Source organism: Steroidobacter gossypii, from assembly GCF_016801985.1.
Lineage (GTDB): Bacteria > Pseudomonadota > Gammaproteobacteria > Steroidobacterales > Steroidobacteraceae > Steroidobacter > Steroidobacter gossypii.
Genome location: NZ_JAEVLS010000019.1, coordinates 1 through 1,804 on the forward strand (window position 1 = coordinate 1; position 1,804 = coordinate 1,804).

The 1,804-nt window shown below is 62.3% G+C and carries 1 protein-coding gene; it reads right to left on the reverse strand.

Annotated elements, in window-relative coordinates; translation table 11 throughout:
• Positions 1–64: 64 nt before the first annotated feature.
• A partial coding sequence (locus JM946_RS29825) for a condensation domain-containing protein (protein ID WP_230980107.1) occupies positions 65–1,804 on the reverse strand: 1,740 nt, incomplete at its 5' end.

Below are 1,804 nucleotides of genomic sequence, written 5' to 3' on the forward strand. Positions count from 1 at the left end.
GCTCTGGTCTTCATACACCACCGCCACTGCATTCGGTGTGCGTGCGACCTGCTCCTCGAACAACTCATGGATCAGCTTCCCTTGCGGATAGGCTCTCTGTGTCGCGTTGAACTCCTCCACCACCCCGCTCACTCTGCGGCAGGATCGGCAGCAGCAGCGCTGGTCGCTGCGGTGACTGCTCCAGCGCTTCCACCAACGACTGCAACGCTGTGCGCAAGTAGCTCGTCATCCGATGAGGGTCGATCACATGATTCGATTTGGCGGTCAACGCAAAGCCTTCGCCGCGGTCATCCACCGAGAGCGTGATCGGATAATTGGTACGCTCCTGATCTATGAGCACGCTGATGCCGCTTGCATCCGACAAGCTCGGTGATGAAGTCGCGCCGGGGCGATAGTTCAACAACGCATTGAATAGCGGCGCTGCTCCCCCGATGCCACTGCAGCGCTGCGCTACGGCCAGCGACGCCTGTTCGTGACTTAGCAGCTCGATCAGCTCACGCTGCGTCCGCTCCACCAGCTCCTTCGCACTCATCCCCCGCAGCTTCAGTCGCAACGGCAGCGTGTTGATGAACATTCCCAAGATACGCTGTGCTCCAGCGCTGCCTTGCATCCGACCCAGCAACACGCTCCCAAACACCACATCGTCCCGCCCGCTCGTGTGCGCCATCACCACGCCCCACGCCGCGTGGAACAACGTCGCTGCGCTCACTCCCAGCTTGCGCGCCTGCTTGCGTATCCGCCGCGCCAGCTCAATCTCCAGCTCCTCATGCGCCTCCTTGACCTGACTGCCATCCCCATGCACATCCAGTAAGCCAAACGGCGCCGTCGGCTCATCCACATCCCCCAGCTTGCCGCGGAAGAATGCCTCCGCATCGTGCGTGCGCGCGTACGCCAATGCCTGGGCAACATGGTTACGATATGGCACCGAGGGCGGCAGCTCCTGTGCGTGGCCCTGGAGATGCGCCACTATCTCGGAGATCACAATTTCCCGTGCAACGTTGTCGCCGACGATATGGTGTGTCTGTAAAAGCGCGTACCACTGCTCGCTGTGTGGATCGGCCGCCACTTGCAAGCGCAGCAGCGGCGCCTGCCGTAGATCCAGCCGCTGACGCTCAGGCTTCACCCACTCCTCGATCTGCTCCTTCACATCGCGATCGCTCGCCAACGCAAGCTCCGTCACCGACAGCTGCGCCTTGCGATACACCACCTGCACCGGTTGCGGCAGCTCCTCCCACAACACCGCCGTACGCAGCACATCGTGACGCTCGATCACGGACTGCAACGCCGCGCTCAACTCCTCTAACCGTTGCTTCGAGCACAGCTGCAATACAGTGGGAGACACATAGGTATCACCGCGATCCCTATCGAGCAGATGATGAAACAGGATGCCCTCCTGCAACGGCGCCAGCGGATAGATATCCTGGATGTTCGCCGCGCCGCCCGGCACGCTCCGCACGATCCGCTCGATGTGCTGCGCCTCCAATGACACCAGCGGCAACATCTGCGGCGTGATCGCCTCGCAACCCGGCGGTATCAGGTTCGCAGGCACCTCCATCGCACCGGCCGCCTCGCTGCTGAGTACCCGTGACAAATCCGCCAGCGTCGGGCTCTCAAACACCTGCCGCACTTCCGCAGACAACCCCACCCGGCGCAAACGCTCCATCAGCTGCACGATCAACAGCGAGTGCCCGCCCAGCTCAAAAAAGTTGTCCTGGCGACCCACCCGCTCCACATGCAACAACTCCTGCCAGATCCCCGCCAGCACCTCCTCCACCTCGCCCTGCGGCGCTTCATACTCTCGACT